Here is a 1,508-nt window from a genome sequence, read left to right as displayed (position 1 = left end):
GCGCGGCAGGCGCGAGCGACTGCGGATGACGCGGATACATGATCTGCTGGAGCGCGAAGGTTTTGAGGGTTCCTACGATGCCGTTCGGCGCTACGCGGCGCGCTGGAAGGCCGACCGGCGCAATGATGCCGGCGATGGTGTCACCGCCTTCATCCCGCTGATGTTCAAGCCGGGCGAGGCCTACCAGTTCGACTGGAGCCATGAGGATGTGGAGATCGCCGGCAAGCCGATGCGCGTGAAGGTTGCGCATATGCGGCTGTGTGCATCGCGGGCGGTCTATGTCCGGGCCTATCCGCGCGAGAGTCAGGAGATGCTGTTCGACGCGCATGCGCGCGGCTTTGCTTTCTTCGGCGGCGTGCCGGGCCGCGGCATCTACGATAATATGAAGACGGCGGTGACGAGCGTGTTCACGGGGAAGGAGCGGGTCTTCAACCGGCGGTTCCTGATCATGACCGACCATTATATGGTCGAGCCCACCGCCTGCTCGCCGGCGGCGGGATGGGAGAAGGGCCAGGTCGAGAACCAGGTGCAGACGATCCGGGGCCGCTTCTTCCAACCCCGGTTGCGGTTCGCCAGCCTCGACGAGCTCAATGGCTGGCTGGAGGCCGAGTGCCAGCGCTGGGCGGAACGACAGGCACACCCGGAACAGGGCGAGCTGACCGTGGCGCAGGCGCTGGAGATCGAGCGATCGGCACTGCAGCCGATGCTGGGACCGTTCGACGGCTTTCACGAGAGCGAGCATGCGGTGACGGGCACCTGCCTGATCAGCTTCGAGCGCAACCGCTACTCGGTTCTCTCGACGGTGGCGCGGCGGACGGTGCAGGTCCGGGCCTATGCCGACCGCATTGTCGTGCGCTGCGGCGAGGAGGTTGTCGCCGAGCATCCCCGCTACTTCGGGCGCAACCGCACGATCTATGACCCCTGGCATTATCTGCCGGTACTGGCCCGCAAGCCCGGAGCGCTGCGGAACGGCGCGCCCTTCCAGGACTGGGATCTGCCGCCGGCGCTGGCGCGCCTGCGCCGCAAGCTTGGCAATGGCGACGATGCCGACCGCCGGTTCGTCCGTGTGCTGTCGGCCGTGCTGACCGATGGTCTGGAGCCGGTCGAAGCGGCCGTCCGCGAGGCATTGGCGACCGGCACGGCGAGCGACGACCTGATCCTCAACATCCTGGCGCGGCGCCGCGAACCGCCGCGACCGCTCACCATCATCACCTCCGAAGACAGCGCCTTGCGCCATCCGCCGATCGCCGACTGCGCCCGTTACGACCAGCTGAGGACCTTCGATGCAGCGGCATGACATGATCGAGGCGCTGCGCGGGCTTGGGCTCAAGGGCATGGCGGGCGCGTTCGACGATGCGGTCACCCCCGGCCTTCAGCGCCAGCGCACCACGATGGAGATACTGACCGACCTTCTGCGCGCGGAAGCAACACATCGCCATGCTGCCTCGATCCGATACCGGATGGCGGCCGCCCGGCTGCCGGTCGTGAAGGATATCGATGCGTTCCGG

The 1,508-nt window shown here is 67.2% G+C and carries 2 protein-coding genes; both read left to right on the top strand.

The genetic code is table 11. From position 1 onward, the window contains the following. The coding region (istA, locus tag FE851_RS25825; protein WP_145206931.1) for an IS21 family transposase at window positions 1-1,297 on the top strand (1,297 nt) is incomplete at its 5' end. Continuing rightward, a partial coding sequence (locus tag FE851_RS25820; RefSeq protein WP_222423000.1) for an ATP-binding protein occupies window positions 1,284-1,508 on the top strand: 225 nt, incomplete at its 3' end. The genes istA and FE851_RS25820, both read left to right, overlap by 14 nt.

Origin of the sequence: Sphingobium sp. B2 (genome assembly GCF_007693735.1) — a bacterium.
Lineage (GTDB): Bacteria > Pseudomonadota > Alphaproteobacteria > Sphingomonadales > Sphingomonadaceae > Sphingobium > Sphingobium xenophagum.
This window is presented reverse-complemented; position numbering and strand designations above follow the sequence as displayed.